Source organism: Maribacter polysiphoniae (assembly GCF_003148665.1).
Lineage (GTDB): Bacteria > Bacteroidota > Bacteroidia > Flavobacteriales > Flavobacteriaceae > Maribacter_A > Maribacter_A polysiphoniae.
On the sequence record NZ_QGGQ01000002.1, the window covers coordinates 321,668 to 342,461 of the forward strand.

The window sequence follows — 20,794 nt, forward strand, 5'->3', positions numbered from 1 at the left end:
GCTAATAAATGAAACAATTGTTGCTTGTTTTTTTAGGAGGAGGTATCGGTAGCATGTTACGACATATTATCTCTAGAACGTTCAACGATTATTTCCAGCACTTTTATCTCGGCACCTTTTTAGTGAATATTATTGGATGCCTTATTATCGGCCTGGTCCTCGGGCTCTCCTTAAAGAACAACTTCCTAACCCAAAACCAAACGCTTTTATTGTCAACAGGCTTTTGTGGTGGCTTCACAACATTCTCATCCTTTGCCTTTGAAAACCACTCGTTGATTAAAGCAGAGGAAATATTACATTTTTCCTTTTATACCATTTCAAGTATTACCGTTGGTATTTTGGCGGTCTTACTAGGCTTCTGGCTATCCAAGCTTATCCATTAATTACCACCCCTTTATATTCGCGTTTTACATCAAGAAGGTTTAATCCACTTTCCTGACACCCCCCTTTTTTTCATCCCAAAACCCAAATTTTAAAATTCACATTATAAATATTTGTATTTATTTTAACTAATACCCTTATTTTTTGGGGGTATTAATTATTATAATCATAATTATTCACCTTATACCCCTAATTTTTTGTGGGTGTCAATCGAAATAATATACATTTGACGCCATAAACAACAAATTATGAAGCAAATCGAAGCAATTATTAGAAAATCAAAATTTGATGAAGTCAAAAACGCCTTGCATCAAATTGAGGTCAATTTTTTTAGTTACTGGGATGTAACTGGAGTTGGCAATGAAAAACAAGGACACGTGTATAGGGGCATATCCTACAGTACCAGTGATATCCAGAGAAGATATTTGTCAATCGTGGTTTCGGATGATTTTTTGGAAAAAACGGTAGCAACCATTCTTGAATCAGCATACACCGGTAATGTCGGTGATGGTAAAATTTTCGTTTCCGAAGTTTTGGATGCGTACAGAATACGTACCAAAGAAGACGGACACGCAGGAATCAACTAAACAAAGTAGGACAACTAAATAAAAAATTATGACTGAAATACAACAAGAAGCATTAAATAAAGCTGTTGAGACCATCAATGGTGACATGGCTGCCTTATGGATCACTATTGCCGCCGTGCTGGTTTTCTTTATGCAAGCAGGTTTCACTTTGGTGGAAATAGGTTTTACCCGAAGCAAGAATGCAGGTAATATAATAATGAAGAACATCATGGACCTTTGTATAGGTTCTATCATGTTCTGGGCAGTTGGCTATGGCATCATGTATGGAAGCGACCTTGTCATGGGTGGTTTTTTCAGATCCAGTCCCGCAGACCAAGGCTATTTCTTTTTTAGCGCCACTGATTGGTACAATCTTTTCTTTCAAACCGTATTCTGTGCTACCGCAGCGACCATTGTTTCCGGAGCTGTAGCCGGTAGGACCAAATTCTCTACCTATTTGATTTTATCCGCTGTAATAACCACATTGATTTACCCAATATCAGGAAGTTGGTACTGGCCTTTCGATGATGATGCCTGGTTGAATACGGCTGGTTTTGTCGATTTCGCAGGTTCATCCGTAGTACACGCCGTAGGTGGTGGTGCAGCCTTGGTTGCCGCTATCATGGTCGGACCAAGAATTGGAAAATATGTTGACGGTAAAGCCATAGCGATACCTGGTCACAACATCCCATTTGGAGCTATCGGTGTAATGATATTATGGTTAGGCTGGTTCGGTTTTAACGGAGGATCACAATTGGCCTGGGGAGGCGATGACACCATTGGTGCCGGTAGTGTTATCATCAACACCAACCTTGCCGCTGCTATTGGGGCAGTATCCGCCTTACTTCTTACATGGTTGAAATATGGAAAACCAGATGTATCCATGACCTTGAACGGTGCTTTGGCCGGCTTGGTAGGAATCACTGCTGGTTGTGGTGCCGTAAGTGCCTGGGGCGCCTTGGCCATTGGATTGGTTTGCGGAATGCTCGTAGTATTTTCCATAGAATTCATTGACAAAAAACTTCATATCGATGATCCAGTTGGTGCAATTTCCGTGCACGGTGTATGTGGTTTTGCCGGTACCGTCTTAGTAGGTCTTTTTGCCTTGGATGGCGGATTGCTTTACGGTGGTGGAGCACACTTACTTTGGGTACAGACTTATGGTTCATTAGCATATATCGCATGGGCTGCCTTTGGAACATTTGTAGTAATGTTCATCCTAAAGAAAACAATCGGATTAAGAGTTTCCAAAGAAATGGAAATGGATGGTTTGGATATCCACGAACACGGATCGGAAGCCTACCCTGATTTCAGATTGAACTCTCACTAAAACATGAAAACGGGGTACGCCAAGGTATACCCCGTTTCATAAAATCAACAAGAACAACAATTCAACAACAAACATCCTTTGAAACAAACGAAGGACATCTAAATCATTAAAATATGAAAACGATTAGAACAACAAATTTTTTGAAAAGTCTAGCGCTTCTTACCCTTCTTTTTTCAGCAACAGCAACTTTTGCCCAAGAAGAGGAAGAAGCTAAGCCGAAATTTACTATTAGCGGTTCAATTGACGCATATTACCGTGCTAATTTAAATTCAGCGAATTCTGGAGAGAATTATTCTGTACCCGGTAGTTCATTTGCAAATCTTCCTGGTTTTGCGTTGGGCATGGCCAATGTTATTGCAGGGTATGAAGGGGAAAAAGTTGGGTTTGTAGCCGATTTGGTTTTTGGACCAAGGGGTACGGATGCCATTTTTGCTTCCCCAATGTATTCCAATACAGGAGATATTATAAATCAGTTGTATGCCTATTGGAATGTAAGCGACAATGTAACCCTTACATTTGGTAATTTTAATACTTTCCTTGGTTACGAAGTAATTTCACCTGTGGCAAATTTCAACTATAGTACATCTTATTTATTTTCCTATGGTCCATTTAGCCATACTGGCTTAAAGGCTGATTTTGATTTGGGCAACGAATGGTCAGCCATGTTAGCAGTAATGAATCCAACTGATTTGACAGAGTTCAATCCTAATGGAAAATATGCCTATGGAGCACAATTAGGTTATAGTGGTCAATATTTGAATTTCTTGGCAGATGACGGATCTTTTGAAGTGGATTTCACTGGTGGATTTGATGTTTCGGAAGATTTCTTTTTAGGAATCAATGCCGCCTATTTCGATGGCGCCGAAGGTATTGGTAGTTTTGCTGGAGCAGCAATATATCCTCAATTGGCCACTTCAGAGAATTTTACTATTGGACTAAGAGGTGAATATTTCACTGAAACTGATTTCTTTGGAGCTATTGGAGCTTCCGATGCTGATGGAGATGCAAGCGTGTTTGCCGTAACATTAACTGGTAGTGCAACCATTGGAGATTTAATCCTCAAACCTGAATTAAGACTTGACAGTGCTTCTGAAGATTCATTTCTAGATGCCGATGGAGAACCTCTTGGAAGTCTTTCTTCATTTGTTTTAGCAGCGGTTTATTCTTTCTAAATATGAGTTGATTGATTTTATTATAGTTTAAGTTGAGACAAAACCCTAGCAGAAATGCTAGGGTTTGTGTGTATTAAAACTTTTACGCATTATATTTATGAATATTACCTAGCATAAAACAATACAATTATGAAAAAAATCGAAACGATTATTCGGAAATCAAAATTTGACGACGTCAAAAAAGCTTTACACAATGTTGAAGTCAACTTCTTCAGTTACTGGGATGTCACAGGGGTAGGCAACGAAAAGCAAGGTCATGTATATCGAGGGATCTCCTACAGCACGGCAGATATCCAACGAAGGTACCTGTCCATTGTCATTTCAGATGAATTTCTGGAAAGAACGGTAAAAGCCATTCTCGAATCTGCCTATACAGGACATGTAGGCGATGGTAAAATATTCGTTTCAGAAATTACAGACGCTTATAGAATTCGAACGAAGGAAAACGGCTCAGCCGGAATCAACTAAACACTTAAACAACTAAACTATATTAAAATGGATGCAGGATTATTTACCGCAAACAATGTATGGATGATGGTTTGCACGGCCCTTGTCTTTTTTATGCATACAGGATTTGCATTTTTAGAGATTGGCCTTACACGGGAAAAAAACACCATAAACATACTTTTCAAAAACGTCTTCATTATTTGCGTTGGCCTTTTGTTATATTTTACAGGAGGATTTAATCTAATGTATCCTGGGGATTTCAACGGATTTCTTGGGTTTGGGGGCTTTGGTTTACATATAGGGGCCGATGGCCTTACTCCTGAATATGCCAAAGGAGGCTATACGTATTGGACCGAATTCCTATTTCAAGGCATGTTCGCCGCTACCGCAGCTACCATAGTTTCGGGGGCTGTTGCCGAGCGCATAAAATTAAGTGCTTTTATGATATTTGTGGTCTTTTACGTAGGCTTGGTCTACCCTATCGCCGGATCTTGGCAATGGGGTGGTGGTTTCCTTTCCACATTGGGAGGTGACGATGCAGGGTTTTATGACTTTGCCGGTTCAACCCTGGTACATTCCGTAGGAGGTTGGGCCGCCCTGATCGCGGTAATTCTACTGGGCCCAAGAATCGGAAAATTGGATGAAAATGGGAAGGCACAAGCCATTCCCGGCCATAATATCCCTATGGCCGCCGCCGGTGTCCTGATCCTATGGTTGGGTTGGTTCGGTTTTAACGGGGGATCGGTACTTTCAGCAGACCCGGCAACCACATCCTTGGTTTTGGTCACCACAAGCTTAGCGGCAGCAGCCGGTGGGGTTTCCGCGTTTTTCACCTCAACCCTAATGTACAAGAACTTTGATTTGACCATGTTTCTCAATGGTATTCTAGGTGGTCTCGTAGGCATTACGGCCGGGGCCGACCTAATGACACCATTAGAAGCCATCATCATCGGTTTGATCGCGGGTGTCATTATCGTATTGGGTATTTCCCTTATTGACCGCCTTAAACTGGATGACCCTGTAGGCGCCATAACCGTCCACCTGATCTGTGGTATCTGGGGAACGCTTGCCGTAGGGATCTTGGGCGATAAAGCAGGCATCAACCAATTCCTTTACCAACTTACAGGGGTAGCGACCGTAGGGGTTTTCTGCTGCCTTTCAGCGTTCATTATTATTTTTACCCTGAAGAAGACCATGGGAATAAGGGTCTCTAAGGAAGAGGAAATAGATGGCCTCGATATTCATGAACACGGGATGGATGCCTATCCTGATTTTAGGATGAACCAACATTGACAAAACAACAAAAAGGAGCGTTACAAACGCTCCTTTTTTTTATACCCTATTTATAATCTATATCAGCCCTTACCCTTCTTAAAATCCTTGACCCCTGCCAGGACCTTGGTATCCAAGGCATTCACACTAGGAACCAGTGGACAGGAAAACTTTTTGTTATAGGCACAATACGGATTATACGCTTTATTGAAATCAATGGTAATCGAATCCCCCTCAGGAATCGATAAATCGATATACCTTCCACCTGCATAAGTTTCCTCCCCATTGGTTTTATCGGTAAATGGGAGAAAAAGATAATCCTCATACCCTTCTTCTTGCATCAATTCCTTATTTCGATAAAGTTCCAATTGATGTTCCTCCCCATTCAGCTCAAAATAAGCGATACCGTAAACGGTTTCCTCTGACTCCCTTTCAGTGGTCGTGGGCATTAAAAACGGCAATGCATCCGGCGTTAAAACAAATTTCGCCTTTACAACATAATTTGTGTCCAGGTCAAAAAAATCAAGACTCGTAAAATCCTTGCGATATCGATCGGGCAACGGAGAGGTCTCAGGATTTTTGAATTCCTCATTCAATTCCACCTGAAATTCAAGTATATCCTTTAAAGTCCCATTCGAAACATTTTCAATTTCGACCTTGCTTTCATCATGATACTTTTTACCTTTCTTACAACTGAAGAAAACCATTAACAATAATGCCAAGAAAAGAGTACGCCTCATTATTCAGTAATTTATATCCAAAAATACAACATATCAAATTTTTAATTAGCTTTACTATCCAATAGAAAAAATCATGGAACAAACATCGATTTATAAATATGTGAACCTGCGTCCAAAAATATGGATTCAGTGCTGCTGTGTTTAAAATCGAATAGACGTTTATAACATTACAAAGCCCTGATGACATCATCAGGGCTTTTTTTATGCCAATCAAGCAATGAAGAAACTTTACACCCAATATATAGATTCGTTTAGGGGATTATCCAAAGAGGTATGGTGGCTAGCCTTGATCACCTTGGTCAATAGGGCCGGGACCATGGTTATTCCATTTTTATCATTATACCTTACCCAAAGTTTAGGGTTTAGCCTGGAAAATGTCGGAAGCATTATGACCAGTTTTGGCTTGGGCTCATTGGCCGGTACCTGGATCGGCGGTAGGCTAACCGACAAAATAGGGTACTATAAAGTAATGTTGACCAGTCTTATCGCTACAGGTTTCCTGTTCATAGCAATTCAATTTCTTGAAGGATTTTGGCCCATATGTATCGGCATATTCATATTAATGGTCATTGCCGATGCCTTTAGACCGGCCGTATTTGTAGCTTTAAGTGCCTATAGCAAACCTGAAAACAAAACCCGTTCCGTAACCCTGATCCGTTTGGCCATAAACCTAGGTTTTTCGGCAGGCCCTGCCCTCGGGGGCATCATCATAACCTCATTGGGCTATGGGGGATTATTTTGGGTCGATGGTTTTACTTGTATGATAGCAGGCATACTTTTATTGATCATACTCAACCCCCGGAAATCGAAAGTACTGGATAACGTATACCATAAATCCCCTAAATCAGCATATAGGGATATGCCGTTTCTTTTGTTCATTGCAGCCATGGTATTGTTCGCATTTGCCTTTGTGCAATACTTTTCGACCATGCCCGTATACTATAGCGATATTCATTCATTGAGCGAGTTTCAGATTGGCCTATTGTTGGCCCTTAATGGTTTTTTCATATTTGTTTTTGAAATGCCCTTGATAAAGTTCATCGAAAGCAGATCTTGGTCCAAGATCACTAATATTATTTTTGGGCTTGGCTTGACCGCGCTCAGCTTTATACTATTGAATTTGTTTTCATGGATTGGCATATTGACAATTGGAATGCTTCTGATGACCATTGGTGAAATGATTGCATTCCCTTTCTCAAATGCATTTGCCATGGACCGCGCAAAAAGAGGAAACCAAGGTGAATATATGGCACTTTACAGTATGTCTTTTTCCATTGCTCATATTTTCGGACATAATTCAGGTATGCAGAGTATTGCCCATTTTGGTTACGAGTTAACATGGTACGGCATTACCGTTGTATGCCTATTGGGGATATCATTACTTTTACTGTTGCGGAATACACTTATAAAACACACATAGCAATCCAATGAGAACTATTTATATTTTACTTGCACTAGGCCTTTTAACAACGGCATGCCATCCCAAGAAAATGGAAAAAACAGCGATTGAAAAAAGCAAAACGCATCATCCCAAGGTATCCCCCAATAACTACAATGTTGCCTTTCTTATCATGAATGGCACGTACAACACGGAATTCACGGCGCCTTTTGATATTTTTCAACATACCCAATTCAGAAAGGGCATAAAAGCCATGAATACCTTTACGGTTGCCAACACCCTAAATCCCATAACAACTTTTGAAGGAATACGCATCCTACCCGATTTTAATTACACCAAGGATTCCATTCCGAAGATAGATATATTGGTCGTACCCAGCGCGGAGCATCATTTGGATACCGATTTAAAAGATTCGTTAATGTTGGATTTCGTTCGAAAGGTTGACAAAAAAGCGCTGTTCATGACATCGCATTGTGACGGCGCCTTTGTTTTGGCCAAGGCTGGGCTGCTCGACAGCGTAACTTCGACCACATTTCCCAGCGATATCGAATTGTATCGAAAGACTTTTCCCCACCTAAAGGTTGAGGATAATGTCCTGTTCGTACACGATGGCAAATACATTACCTCCGCAGGGGGCGCCAAGAGTTTTGAAGCGGCACTTTACGTATGTGAATTTCTTTACGGTAAGGAAATTGCCGCCTCGATTGCCAAAGGACTGGTCATTGACTGGGATGTCACGAAGGTGCCCAATCTTATTCTTCAATAATTTTGTACCGGGCGCTTTTAAGATATTTACCCACCAACTCGTTAAATTCAGGGGTAATCCTTAAAAGGGCCGTATTCTCCAATGCATATAGTTCATCGACATTGTCATAGCCGATCTTTAATAATTCCTCAAGATAAAACAGGGCCGTACCAAAATCCTCTACCTTGGCGTTCAAGGAAATCACGTTTAGATAATTCGAATATTCCTTAGGGGATATTATGGTCTTCAGCATCCAAAGAAAGTTCAAGGCTTCCTCATCGATGGTAGGTTGTGTCCTTACGATATCCATATTATCCTCAACCAGCGCATTCAAATAAGCCTCCAACCTTACGCCCATTTGCTTTTCCAGGATGTTAGGGCTCTTTTGAAATTTTTGAAGTTCTTCCATTTGATATTTCCACCACCCCAAATTATTATAGTTATAGGTAAGCAGATCTTCTTCCAGATAGTAGTTATAGTCACTTTTGATCAAGTCTTCCTTGAAAAAAATAGCATTCTGGCTGCGCTTTTGGTTTTTATACCTTGTATTCCTTTTTAGGGCTTTTAGACTGCTCTTAAGTGAATCGACGGTAATCAGGGGTTTATACACCTCAATAACCTCCTCAAGCTTCCGATAGGCTTCCAACGGGTTGTTCCCAGATATCAAACTGTTGGTATAATTCAAGCTTTTGGTATAACTATCAATAATAAAGCTGGTATCCTTCGCGATAATCCCTTTCTCCATGGCTTCCAAATCAAACAACCTCATAGCCTCGGACAACAAATCCATCGATGGCCATTGATGACCTCCATCAAATACCAATGTCTGATTCTTGAATTTCAGTGTATTGAATAAATTTTTACTCCGCAACATATCGGGGTAATTAAAATCCTCTACCCCAACAATACCAATAAAATGGAAAGGATTCTTACTCGACAGCACCTCGCTATTCGCAAGACCTGCCCCGCATGAAATCACCCCATTTACCTGTTTGAAAAATGTGGGCATCAATGACGCCATCCTGGCCCCTCCCCCGAAACCAGCCGTATACACCCTGTCTTTTTGAATAGTGAACGCATCAAAAACAGTTTGAAACATTCGTTTCGTAACAAGGACATTCTGACTTAAGGACAAAGAATCATGTACATTGTTCGATGCGGCCAAAACATATTGATTTTCTTCAGCTGCCATCATAAGCATTTTCAGCACCCGCTCACCCCTGCCCTCTGTATCGTACACAAAGAGAACCGGAGATGGCTTGGAAACCTCAAACTTGGTCGGCAAATACAGCGCGAAACTTTCCGGAATTGAATCATTGACAATGACCGAATCCATAACAACACCCTTTTTTAAGATCAATTGCTGGGCGGTGGTTAAAAAAGAGGAGCAGAGAACGAATAAGAAAAATATTTTTTTCATACAGAAGTTACATCAAAAATCTCGCCAAAAAAGACTTACCAAAGATAAAAATTAGGGAATACAAATTGTAATTATTCCTCTATATTTCCAATTTAGACCCTGTAAAACAAAAGCTTGGACAGACTCACGGTCCATAGGTCTTCCCAATAATCTCAAAATAATGGGGCATCACTTGACTACAGGGGCATTCGACACAACCTCCGAAAGGATGATATGCGTCCTAGTCTCCCCGTATTGTATCAATTTATCAATAAACCGCTCTAAATGGAACTGATCTTTTAAAACGACCTCCATGACGATATTCTCATTACCCGTTACCCTATAACAATTTATGACCTCATCGTAGTTTTTCACTATCTCCAGGAAGGGTTTCAATTTTCCCATAAAGGCCCTCAAAGTAATAATTGCCTTTAGTTGATGCCCCGTTAATGTATGCGAAAGAAAGGCCTTATATCCGGTAATAACACCAAGGTCCTCAAGTTTCTTTACCCGTTCTGCAACAGCAGGTGAGGTCAACCCTACCTTTCTACCGATACTGGCGAAGGATTCCCTTGCATTCTTCTGAAGACAACCCAATATGCTCCAATTAATGGGGTCTATAGCGCTATTTAAAGATTTCACCATGATTAACTTATGTTTACTAAGTAAATATATGGATTTGCTTTTAAATCTAAATTTGAAAATGAAAAATCGAGCGTAACTTTAAGGTAATAAAATTGCTATTGAACCCATGTCAAAGAAAAAATTAGGCCATATTCCGGTGTATAGGAAAGCCCTTGAACTTTGTGAAATGAGTAGGGCCATTGCCTCCTATGTCACATTCAACAAAGATTTATTGAAGTTATATAAATCGAACAGCTTGAGGGATATTATTGCTGATGCCCTTTTGACCGATGCGATATTGATACCACAGAAAATCGCCCAAACCGAATTCTCGGCATCCAATGATGAAAAGTACAGGAACATTTCATTCATCAAAATCATGATCAAGAACATTAATTCCTATTGTACCGGGTTAGAGCGGGATGGCGTACCCGAAAAGGAATACTTGAACCTGTTGCAACAAGAAATAAGAAGCTTTAGGAAATCGTTCAAAAAATGGACAGGGACATTGCCCAATAGTGGTAATATGCAATTACCATAGCCCTACGGAAGTCCCATTTCTACAAAAAACCACATTTTCATACTAAATTGATGCTTTTTTAGTTCTAATTTTGGACTTTTAAAATCAGTCAGTTTGAAAACCACAATTCTTATCCATTGCCCTGATCAATCGGGGATCATAAGCGCAGTAACAGGTTTTATACACGCGAAGGGGGGAAATATCATATATCTGGACCAACATGTCGCCAAACAGGCCAATGTGTTTTTTATGCGTCTTGAAAGTGATTTTGATGATAATACCCTGAATCTAGAAGGCTTTAAGAATGAATTTACAACTTCGTTGGCCACGCCGTACCAAATGCAGTGGAGCCTTCATTTGGATGATGTTTTACCGCGAATGGCCATCTTTGTCTCTAAATACAACCATTGCCTTTACGATTTGCTAAGCCGGTACCATTCGGGTGAATTAAAGGCTGAAATTCCATTTATATTAAGCAATCATACTGATTTGGCATATATCGCGGAACAATTCGATATACCTTTTTACCATATTCCCGTTACCAAAACAACTAAGGATGAAGTTGAAGATCGCCAGTTGGAACTTTTAAAGGAACACAATGTGGATTTTATGGTTTTGGCACGGTATATGCAAATTGTGGGTAGCCGTTTGATCGATGCGTACCCTAATAAGATCATTAACATACACCATTCCTTCTTACCGGCATTTGCTGGGGCCAAACCCTATCATGCCGCTTTCGAAAGAGGTGTTAAGATCATTGGGGCGACAAGTCATTATGTAACAGATGAGCTCGATGCCGGACCTATTATTGAACAAGATGTAACAGCCGTTTCCCATACCCATACCATTCAGGATTTTCTTGCCAAAGGCAGGGATTTGGAAAAAATCGTGCTTTCAAGGGCGGTGAAATTACATGTGAAACGCAAAACAATGGTTTATAACAACAAGACCGTCATATTTTCTTAATACGGAATCAAATAACATATAACAACAAACAACGATGAAAAAAAATATTCTTATACTGTTCTTATCGCTTAACTTTTTGGCCTGTGGTGAACTGCAACAAGTCATAAACCAATTACCCCAGGGGGAATCCGGTATTGGTAATCTGGAAATTGCCCAAGGGTTGAGGGAAGCCTTGAACATGGGCATTGAAAAACAAGTGACCAAACTGACCAAGACAGATGGTTTTTACAAAAATGAACTTGTAAAGATCATGTTGCCGGAGGAGCTCCAAAAGGTAGACAAAACCCTACGAGACATTGGATTGGGCAATTTGGCTGATGAAGGCCTTAAGGTATTGAACAGGGCCGCTGAGGATGCCGTAAGCGAAGCCACCCCCATATTCATCGATGCCGTAAAAGGAATCACCTTCAATGACGCCAAAAACATATTAATGGGAAGTGATGATGCTGCCACCCAATATTTGACAAACGCCACTAAGACCGCATTATACAGTAAGTTCAATCCGGTTATTAAAAATTCATTCGAAAAAGTAGGTGCCGATCAGATCTGGAACAACCTAATCACAAAATACAATAGCATACCACTCACAAATAAGGTAAATCCCGACCTTACCGATTACGTTACCAACGAAGCACTAAACGGAGTCTACACCATGATCGCTGTGGAAGAAAAGGAAATTCGCACCAAGGCGTCATCCCGTACTACCGATTTATTGCGTAAAGTATTTACGCTACAGGATTAATGTTAAAATATTTACGGGTCATTTATACTAAATGGATTTAAACTACGTTGAATTATATAAGGACACTTTTAACATATTGCTAAACTTTAGTTAACCTAGTTCACTTGTTAATTAAGTTCTTTTGTACAGAATTATTTGAGTCAGTAATTTTTTGAGTTAGTTAGTCAAAAACCGGTGGGAGCACCGGTTTTTTTATTCCCTATCCTTAGCGCTATTTCCATAAAACCTAAAACCCAATTTCCTTATTCAAACCGCTATTATACAGGGTAATATATTATCGGGATTTACCATTTTAATATTTTTTTAAGAATTAGAGCCCATATAATGTTTAACTTCAAGCAAGCTAATTCATCAATCCAATGAAGAATATAGGAATCTTAATCACATTCTTGCTCTTCTTTATAAAACTCTACCCTGCGCATTCTAAAGTTTATAAGGAAAACCAAAACCTTCATAAAGGCACGATTTATTGTGGGGTATTGTCGGGTTTCAAAAATCCAATAGGTTTCCAAAACGAAAACCTACCTATAAAACCACCGATGGACCTTGTTCATATTCGTACTTTTATGGGCATTCCCTCTTTATACGCAATAGGGGTTTATCCGATCAAGAGTGCATTTGCCCAGATTACCTCAAGGGAGACATCCGTTAATTCCTGGAGCGAATCCCATATTTCTTTTTTCGATAACGGGGAGTCGGAATATGAAACCTCACCAATATTCAATATTCCCGAAAAATATGCCCCTAAATTGAATTTTTGGATTGTTATCTACCTCTATGTGGCCATGATAGGCTTTTACATTGCCATTATCATCAATTTCAATCGTAAAATAGACTTCTTAGCCCGGATTCTGATCAGCACCTTTGTCTTTATCCATTCCTTTTTTATTTTTCATGTTTGCTTTAGTATATCGAACTATGAATTCGTATATCCCCATGCCTATAGAATGTCGTTACCCTTTTCATTACTCTATGGCCCCTTACTATATTTTTATTTCAAAAGGATTACCCAACAATATCGATTTAAGAAAAGGGATTTATTTCATTTGGTACCAACGGTATTACTCATAATCTATGTAATACCCATCTATTTGCTTCCCGCAGAAGAAAAGCTAAATGCTCTATTGACGAGGTACAATGGGGGTTTCGAAGAAGCGAAACTCCTGCATGTACCAACCTTGGTTGCCCTGAAACTATCATCCTTAATCGTGTATGGCTATTTTATTCGAAAACTCTATTTAAAAAGCAAAAACCAGGACAAATTGAGTAAGGGGAATAAAATCTGGAATGGGAATCTCTATAGGATACACATACTGTACGTCGTGGCTTATTCTTTATATGGCTTTATGATCGTGAACAATTTAGGGCACAATCTTATTTTTCATTCACAAATATCCGCCATGGCCTTAATGGTCTTGTATTTGGGATATTCGGCAAATATTCAGCCACAAGTGTTCAGTGGACTTTATTCCTATGAAAATCAGTTTTTTCTTAAATATGAAAAATCGGGATTAACCGAGAGTTTATCCACAGAACTCAAAGAGCGGTTGAAATTCCTGTTCGATGAAGAAAAGATCTACAAAGAGAATGACATAAACCTAGAAACCATAGCGGATCGCCTGAACACCACCAGGCATAACGCTTCACAGGTGATCAATGAGCATTTTAACATGAATTTCCACAAATTGATCAATAAATACAGAATTCAGGAAGCGATGTCAATTCTGGATCAAGACTATCAAAGAAACCTCAATATTATCGATATTGCTTACGAAGTTGGATATAATAATAAGGTGACCTTCAATAAAGCCTTTAAGGAATACACCCTCGTTACCCCTAGCGAATACCAAAGAATATCCGTCAAGGCCTAGGCGGCGTAAATGGGTCGTAAACCTTTGTCGGTAAAGGAAAGGTTTATAAGTCTTACCTACCATCCCACCTAAAGTGACTTTATTTGGATATTCATCAATCATCATGTAAAAAGCAGCTCTGGGGATTATGCTCTTAAAACAATTCTTCTTTTCATTTTTAGGGTAATCATTTGAATTAGTCATCAAAATTATTCAGGGCTGCAATTTACATTCGCAGACGACCACCACTCTTCCTCTTCCCATAAGCCTACGAGGTTATCGCAAGCCTCCCTCTTCTATGTGTTTCCTCACACGTGGATGGTTACCCATAGATTTTCAAGCATGCCATGAATTCTCTTGCCCACTTAACACGTTGTTCGCCCAATACGAATACCATATAGCCCCTGATCGGTTACAAAAGGTAAAAAAAGAGTAAGCTTTTATCGGTAAAGTAAACGTTTATAAGGCTTTCCCAAAGTTATGTTAAGAGCGTGTTACTTTGAACCGAATGACTAATGAATAGGTAACACAACTCTAAAACATTTACACCAAAAGTATAGGTGAAACAAACCTTGTACAACATCAAACCATACTGATTTCAGGATACCTGTTTTGAATTGAAATATGAAGTATGATGCAATGGGTCTCCTTAAATTTCCGAAACCAACCTCATTATGCATTTAATAATGGAAGTTTCATGAACATCCTTTAAAACTAATGGTCAATAGATGAATATGGGCGTCTGACCTTCTAACTCAAATAAATAGTAACAGATGAAAAAAGAATGTAATTGGGTGATCATGCTCTTCCTTATTAGTATATCGTGGGCATATGCACAAGAAAAAACGGTTACAGGTTTAGTGACCGATCAGAATGGTATTCCACTACCAGGAGTGAATATCCTAGTTGATGGTACCTCAAACGGTACCCAAACCGATTTTGATGGCAACTTTGCCATAAAGACCAGCGAAGGCAAGGTTTTGATATTTTCCTATATAGGTCAAAAAACCACTCGAAGAACTGTTGATTCCACGAATGTCCTAAACATTCAAATGGAAGATGACACCCAAGCATTGGAAGAGGTCGTGGTCACTGCGTTTGGCATAAAAAGGAATCCGAAAAAATTAGGCTATGCGGTTAGCAAAGTTGAATCAGAGGATATCATAGAAAACTCCGAACCTGATTTGGTACGATCCTTATCGGGTAAAGTGCCAGGGGTAAACGTCAATTTTTCCACTGGGGTCGCCGGGGCTTCCAATCAAATCAATATCAGGGGCGCAACTTCTTTCGGAAGCGCTTCACAACCCTTGATCATAGTCGATGGTATTGCCTATGATAATTCCCAGACGACCACTGCCGACTTGGCACCTTCGGGCAGTCAATCCACTGGCGGCGGCGGTTACGAATCCGGTTTGTCTTCTTTAGACCCTAACGATATTGCCTCGGTCAATGTTTTAAAAAGTACCGCTGCGGCCGCATTGTACGGATCAAGGGCTGCAGACGGCGTTATCGTGATCACGACCAAGTCGGGATCTGGTCGCAATACGGCCAAAAAACTCAATGTGACTTTTAATTCCGGTACCTATTTTGAAAAAATCGCCAATTTACCGGAATATCAAAATACTTATGGTAACGGAGTGAATTTCAGTTATGTCAATTCCAATGGTTCATGGGGACCACGGTTTGATTCCTTGGAAACAATAGCCACTTGGCCCAACTTGTTGAATGCATTTCCCGATCAATTCGGTCCTACAGTTCCATATGAGGCAAAACCGAACAATGTGGAAAGTTTGTTCAGGATCGGTTCGGTCCTCGATAATTCGGTCAATCTTGCCTATGGTGGTGAGGATGGAAGCTTTAGTGTTACCGTCTCTGACCTTACCCAGGAAGGGTACATTCCCTACAATACTTTTGATAGGACTTCGGTTTCTGCCGGAGGTACCTTCAAACTTCAAAACCGCATAAGTGTCGGAGCTTCGCTCAGTTACTCAGACACCAAACAGGTCGGTGGCTTCTTTGGCGAAAATCAATTTGCGGGTTCTGCATCATCCTTTGCAAGAACCTTATGGCTTGGAAGGGTCTGGGATATGAGCTTACCCTTTGAGCATCCGGTAACCGGTGCTTCCGTAACGCCTAATAATGGTTGGGATCACCCGCTATGGTCATGGAAACACGATCAGATCATCACAAACTCCAGTAGAACGGTCGCGAACGTAAATGCATCCTATGATTTTAACGACCATATATCCACATCCTTGCGCGTTGGGGTCAACAAATACAATTTGGACAGAAAAGAGATCAGGGATATTGGATCCCGGGCAAATAACGGCCTGGGCGCAGTTACCACCGATAACTTTACGAATGAGGATATAGAATCTACCTTTTTGGTGAATTTTGATTATGACATTACCGAGGATATTGGATTTACATCCATTTTGGGTAGCAACGTGCTTCAAAGCACCTCCGATCGCCATGCCATTTTGGGCAACACATTTATATCACCAGGAATCTTTACGATCGAAAACAATCTGAATGTAACCTTGGTAAATCCGACACCGACCAATGGTATCGGATTCAGTAGAAAAAGAAATGTCGGGGTATTTGCAGAGCTGGGTCTTTCATTTAAGGATTTCCTTTTCCTTACTGCCACAGGAAGAAACGACTGGAGTTCTACACTTCCCAAAAACAACAATTCTTATTTCTATCCATCGATATCCACATCCTTTATATTCACGGACGCCTTTGATCTTGATAGCAATGTTTTGACTTTTGGTAAGATCAGGGTTGGGTATGCATCTGTAGGTAGGGATGCCGATCCAGAATTCCTAAACAGGACTTTCGCTGTGGGCAATGCCTTCTCCGGGGCACCGATCATAGCCAATAGATCGGCCCTGGGCGACACGGAACTAACCCCTGAATTTACAGATGAAATCGAGGCTGGTCTTGATTTGGAATTTTTCAAAAGACGTATTATACTCGATTTTAGCTGGTACAAAAAAACCACTACGGACTTAATTTCCCCCGTTAGTGTTCCTTCATCAAGTGGGTTCGCCACCTTTAATACCAATATTGGGGAAATACAGAACACGGGGGTTGAAGTTGGACTCACATTGGTTCCCATACAAACCGAAAATTTTAAATGGACTTCATTCACCACGTTTACAAAAAACAAGAATGAGGTTATCGAATTGGTAGAAGGTTTGGAACGAATCCAGTTCAATGCCAATGAAGTCGCACATGCGATAGTAGGTGAACCCTTTGGCGTATTTTTTGGATCTCGTTTTGCCAGGGATGCCAATGGAAACTATCTTATTAACCAGGCCGGAGGCGGTATCGTACAAGATCTGGAAAATGGTGTGATCGGCGATCCAAATCCTGATTTTAGGGTTGGACTAATCAACACCTTCACTTATAAAAATTTAGCGTTTAGGGCACAGTTCGATTGGAAGGAAGGAGGGGATATTAGTTCAACAAGTATCGCATCCCTACTTGGAAGAGGGGTCACCAAAGATACAGAGGATAGGGAACGCACTTTTATCATTCCTGGATTTTACGGGGATAATAATGGAAATCCAATTCTAGACGGTAATGGTAATCAAATCCCAAATACTACCCAAATTGACATGAACGAACTGTATTTCTCTCCTGCTGGTGGAAATACCTTTGCGCAAAATTCAGTTGATGAAGCTGCTATTTATGACGGCACAGTCTATCGTCTACGAGAGATGAGCCTTACCTATGACTTTCCATCCAAGTGGCTGGACAAAACTCCTTTTGGGAAAATTAGTTTTAGCGTCATGGGGAATAACTTATGGTATTTCGCACCCAACGTACCAAAATATACAAATTTTGACCCCGATGTAACCAGTTTTGGTTCCACCAGATTACAGGGTATCGAAATTGCAGCGGCCCCTACTTCTAGACGATACGGGTTTAAATTCAACATAACTTTCTAATAAAAAAGGCATGAAAACTATAAAATACTCAAGATTTTTAACATACACCTTGGCTTGGTTATTTCTGTCAATCCCTTTTATCAGCTGTGAGAAATACTTGGATGTCGATACGGATACCGACAGTCCGACAACTGCTCCTTTGGGCCAATTATTGACCAACATCGATATAGCGATAGCAAACACGGTGGATTTTCGCCTGTGGAGCGGGGACATGTTATCTGTTTATACCCACCAATTCACGGCAAGGGAAGAACAAGATCAATATGGTACCAAGGCAGACAATATTAACCTGAACAATGATTGGGACACTATATATTTGACCCTTACCGATATTGAAACACTGATTTCCCAAGCAACGGAAAGTGGGGACATGGTGTATGTCGGTATCGCCGAGATCCTAAAGGCCTACCTCATGTCGGTAGCTGTAGACCTTTGGGGCGATGTGCCTTTCTCAGAGGCAACCCTATTGGAAGGGGGCACCGTAAGTCCGGTTTTTGATAATCAGGAAGCGGTATATCAGGCGGTTTTGGATTTACTGGATTCTGGAAAGGCAAAAGTGGCTAGCGGACAAGGACTGTCACTTCCTGCCTCCGATGATTTATATTATGGGGGATCCACAACCCAATGGGTAAAATTCGCCAATACGTATAAATTGAAATTGTACAACCAAATTCGATTGTCCTCCCTATTCAATCAGGCCGATTTCAATTCTTTGGTTTCCGAGAATAATTTTCTTTCTTCGATTGCCGACGATTTTCAATTTACCCATACCATTGCCCAAGCTCCCTCAGATGAACGCAATCAACTTTTTATCGATGCCTATGGTGGTGCTCAAGTGGCCAAATATATCAGCCCTTGGTTCTATGAAATCTTAATGGGCATGAACCCGAACATCCACACGGGAAACAAGGACCCCAGGATTCCTTACTATTGGGCGAACCAATTGACCCCCGGTCAATTCCCCAGAGATCAAGGGGATACCACCACGGGAGACCCCAATGCCGATTACTGGGATTCATCAACTGGTTTTTTTAGCATACGTTTTGGAAGTATTGGTCCGGATCGAGATCATGCCGTACAAACTGATGCTACCTTCCCAGGTATCTTCCCTTGCGGGGGTCGCTATGATGACGGTCAAGGGTTTGCCCGAACGATTGCCAGTGGCACTGGGGTAGCCCCTAGGAGGATCCTAACTTATGACGAGTTCCTATATATTCAGGCAGAGCTTATGCATGTAGGCTTAATGAGCGGGGACGCAGGCGCCAAACTACGGGAGGCCATGGAAGCAAGTTTCGCCAAAGTGGATCAAGTGGTTGCTGGATCTGGGACTTCCCAATCGGTACCCACATTGGAAGGATCCCCGGAGGTTATTGCCTTCATGGATGGGATTGACAACGAATTCGCTGCCGCCAACGATGAGAAAAGACTGGAATTGATCATGACCCAAAAATGGGTGGCCACCTTCGGTGATTCCATGGACCAATACAACGATTATCGAAGAACAGGGTATCCTATTTTGGCAGACCCCAATGGTCCTTCCCCGGAATACCAATTGGACAATGGCGATGGCTGGCCCCTACAGGATAATTTAACCGTGCTTAACAATGGTTTTCAATATTCATTTTTTTGGCCGCAACCAGAGTTGAACCTCAATCAAAACGCACCAGAACAAAAAGATGCAACGACCGTTAAAATATTTTGGGACAATTAATAAAAAAATCATGAAAAAAATCAAAACTATACTACTCATAATAGCGACCATAACTTTTACGGTTTCGTGTGAAGATGACGGTGGAACTTCGGTGATCCCGTTAGAGGAAGGTGCGGCACCCAATCTGGTAAAAGCGACAAGTGCCCCAGCTTTCATCGATCAAGTAAAAGCACAGAATGGGGAGCCGATAACCTTGGAATTCAACGTATCTATTGCCCAAGGGAATCCTGCATCAACTGATATTATCGGTGTTTATACCACATTTGCAGGTCCTGTTTACAATGCTGTTTTGTTTAGCAATGTAACCCTACCCCAGGATTTTAGTCTAACGACAGCGGACGTGGTCGCTGCATTTTCCGAAATTGATAGCGGTGCCGATCTTCAGGTTGGAGATATGTTGACCATTACGACCCGGTTTACGATGCCCGACGGCACCATACTCGATATTGTTAGTCCTGACGGCGTAAAAGGTGGTACTGGAACCAATATTCAAACCACGGTGCTTTTTACCACGGTACTCAATTATCCGGTATCCTGTACCTCGAATTTGGGTGGCACCCATTCCTTTGTGTCTTCCAATCTGCAGGCGATAACCGGTACTTGTCCGAGCGGGGACGTGAGCGGAACCGTCACATGGACGGATCAAGGGGGTGGCATCTATTTAACATCGGATCTTGGTTTCGGCCAATATGGAACCACTTGTTGGAGCGATTCCCCGGCAACCAGCGGTGGTGCGACCTTTTCCGATGCCTGCAACCTCATCATTTCCGGCGGACAGGACCAATACGGGTTGACCTATACATGGGTCATTACCGATGTCAATGGCCCGGAAATGTCATTATCATGGTCCAACGATTATGGGGATTCAGGAGATGTTGTACTAACCAGGGAAGGAGGAGTCGATTGGCCTGATTTGTTCACCCAATAAATTTATTCAAACACCCAGAAAAGCAGCTTATAACCCTAAGCTGCTT

Annotated in this window: 18 protein-coding genes; 15 read left to right on the plus strand and 3 right to left on the minus strand. The window is 41.1% G+C overall.

Annotated features, from left to right (window positions below):
- Positions 1-8 precede the first annotated feature (8 nt).
- The 6 genes from crcB to LX92_RS05760 all read left to right on the plus strand — a co-directional run bounded on the left by crcB (position 9) and on the right by LX92_RS05760 (position 5,189).
- On the plus strand, positions 9-383 hold the full coding sequence (gene crcB, locus LX92_RS05735; protein WP_109649333.1) for a fluoride efflux transporter CrcB: 375 nt from the start codon (positions 9-11) through the stop codon (positions 381-383).
- A gap of 246 nt (positions 384-629) precedes the next feature.
- The gene (locus LX92_RS05740) at positions 630-968 is read left to right on the plus strand and encodes a P-II family nitrogen regulator (RefSeq protein ID WP_109649334.1); all 339 of its coding nucleotides are present in this window, start codon (positions 630-632) and stop codon (positions 966-968) included.
- Positions 969-996: 28 nt separating this feature from the next.
- On the plus strand, positions 997-2,277 hold the full coding sequence (locus tag LX92_RS05745; RefSeq protein WP_109649335.1) for an ammonium transporter: 1,281 nt from the start codon (positions 997-999) through the stop codon (positions 2,275-2,277).
- A 113-nt stretch (positions 2,278-2,390) separates the two neighbouring features.
- On the plus strand, positions 2,391-3,449 hold the full coding sequence (locus LX92_RS05750; protein ID WP_109649336.1) for an outer membrane beta-barrel protein: 1,059 nt from the start codon (positions 2,391-2,393) through the stop codon (positions 3,447-3,449).
- A gap of 129 nt (positions 3,450-3,578) precedes the next feature.
- Positions 3,579-3,917, plus strand: a complete 339-nt coding sequence (locus LX92_RS05755; protein WP_109649337.1) for a P-II family nitrogen regulator — start codon at positions 3,579-3,581, stop codon at positions 3,915-3,917.
- Positions 3,918-3,944: 27 nt separating this feature from the next.
- Complete coding sequence (locus LX92_RS05760; RefSeq protein WP_109649338.1) at positions 3,945-5,189, plus strand: ammonium transporter; 1,245 nt, start codon at positions 3,945-3,947, stop codon at positions 5,187-5,189.
- A gap of 62 nt (positions 5,190-5,251) precedes the next feature.
- On the opposite strand, the gene LX92_RS05765 is transcribed toward LX92_RS05760, so the two are convergent.
- Positions 5,252-5,908 (minus strand): DUF1684 domain-containing protein, encoded by a 657-nt coding sequence (locus LX92_RS05765; RefSeq protein WP_109649339.1) that lies wholly within the window; start codon positions 5,906-5,908, stop codon positions 5,252-5,254.
- A 217-nt stretch (positions 5,909-6,125) separates the two neighbouring features.
- On the opposite strand from LX92_RS05765, the gene LX92_RS05770 reads away from it, so the two are divergent.
- On the plus strand, positions 6,126-7,328 hold the full coding sequence (locus tag LX92_RS05770) for an MDR family MFS transporter (protein ID WP_109649340.1): 1,203 nt from the start codon (positions 6,126-6,128) through the stop codon (positions 7,326-7,328).
- Positions 7,329-7,335: 7 nt separating this feature from the next.
- Positions 7,336-8,073 carry a DJ-1/PfpI family protein gene (locus LX92_RS05775; protein WP_109649341.1) on the plus strand — a complete coding sequence of 246 codons (738 nt, stop codon included), beginning with the start codon at positions 7,336-7,338 and terminating at the stop codon, positions 8,071-8,073.
- Here the strand turns inward: LX92_RS05775 and LX92_RS05780 are convergent.
- Together LX92_RS05780 and LX92_RS05785 are read right to left on the minus strand one after the other, a co-directional pair.
- Entirely contained in the window at positions 8,060-9,472 is a 1,413-nt protein-coding gene (locus LX92_RS05780; RefSeq protein ID WP_109649342.1) for an alpha/beta hydrolase, read from the minus strand. The two genes, LX92_RS05775 and LX92_RS05780, sit on opposite strands and share 14 nt — an antisense overlap.
- 168 nt (positions 9,473-9,640) lie before the next feature.
- Positions 9,641-10,096, minus strand: a complete 456-nt coding sequence (locus LX92_RS05785) for an Lrp/AsnC family transcriptional regulator (protein WP_109649343.1) — start codon at positions 10,094-10,096, stop codon at positions 9,641-9,643.
- A gap of 106 nt (positions 10,097-10,202) precedes the next feature.
- Between LX92_RS05785 and LX92_RS05790 the strand changes: the two genes are divergently transcribed.
- The 7 genes from LX92_RS05790 (at position 10,203) to LX92_RS05820 (ending at position 20,748) form a co-directional block, all read left to right on the plus strand.
- The gene (locus tag LX92_RS05790) at positions 10,203-10,616 is read left to right on the plus strand and encodes a hypothetical protein (protein WP_109649344.1); all 414 of its coding nucleotides are present in this window, start codon (positions 10,203-10,205) and stop codon (positions 10,614-10,616) included.
- A gap of 93 nt (positions 10,617-10,709) precedes the next feature.
- On the plus strand, positions 10,710-11,561 hold the full coding sequence (gene purU, locus LX92_RS05795) for a formyltetrahydrofolate deformylase (RefSeq protein ID WP_109649345.1): 852 nt from the start codon (positions 10,710-10,712) through the stop codon (positions 11,559-11,561).
- A gap of 34 nt (positions 11,562-11,595) precedes the next feature.
- Positions 11,596-12,303, plus strand: a complete 708-nt coding sequence (locus LX92_RS05800; protein WP_109649346.1) for a DUF4197 domain-containing protein — start codon at positions 11,596-11,598, stop codon at positions 12,301-12,303.
- Positions 12,304-12,662: 359 nt separating this feature from the next.
- The gene (locus LX92_RS05805; RefSeq protein ID WP_223308261.1) at positions 12,663-14,174 is read left to right on the plus strand and encodes a helix-turn-helix domain-containing protein; all 1,512 of its coding nucleotides are present in this window, start codon (positions 12,663-12,665) and stop codon (positions 14,172-14,174) included.
- A 752-nt stretch (positions 14,175-14,926) separates the two neighbouring features.
- A complete protein-coding gene (locus LX92_RS05810) occupies positions 14,927-18,109 on the plus strand; it encodes a SusC/RagA family TonB-linked outer membrane protein (RefSeq protein ID WP_109649347.1) in 3,183 nt (1,060 codons plus the stop codon).
- A gap of 10 nt (positions 18,110-18,119) precedes the next feature.
- Positions 18,120-19,820 (plus strand): SusD/RagB family nutrient-binding outer membrane lipoprotein, encoded by a 1,701-nt coding sequence (locus LX92_RS05815; RefSeq protein WP_109649348.1) that lies wholly within the window; start codon positions 18,120-18,122, stop codon positions 19,818-19,820.
- Between the two features lie 10 nt (positions 19,821-19,830).
- Entirely contained in the window at positions 19,831-20,748 is a 918-nt protein-coding gene (locus tag LX92_RS05820) for a hypothetical protein (protein ID WP_109649349.1), read from the plus strand.
- The last annotated feature ends 46 nt before the right edge of the window (positions 20,749-20,794 follow it).